Origin of the sequence: Colwellia sp. MB3u-4 (assembly GCF_014077065.1) — a bacterium.
In the GTDB taxonomy this organism is placed as follows: Bacteria; Pseudomonadota; Gammaproteobacteria; order Enterobacterales; family Alteromonadaceae; genus Cognaticolwellia.
In genome coordinates, this window is record NZ_JACGVE010000002.1 from 1 (window position 1) to 257 (window position 257).

At 47.5% G+C, this 257-nt stretch carries 1 protein-coding gene; it reads right to left on the bottom strand.

Annotated elements, in window-relative coordinates; translation table 11 throughout:
• A partial coding sequence (locus tag H4J61_RS00010) for a putative Ig domain-containing protein (RefSeq protein ID WP_182182607.1) occupies positions 1-257 on the bottom strand: 257 nt, incomplete at both ends.

Sequence of the window (257 nt, forward strand, 5' to 3'; positions counted from 1 at the left end):
GCCGCTAAGCTTACTGTTGCATTCGCAGCATCGGCAACACTGATGATAATACCTGAGGTGGTACCTATATCGGCTTGAACTGGTGTGCCGGTTAACGTACCAGTTGTCGCATTAAACGTTGCCCATGTAGGTTTATTGCTAATGCTAAAAGTCTGGGTGTCACCTGCATCAACATCAGAAACTGTTGGAGTAAAGCTGTAAGCAGCATCTTCAACCGCAGTTGTGGCTGGCGTACCAGAAATTACTGGGGCATCGTT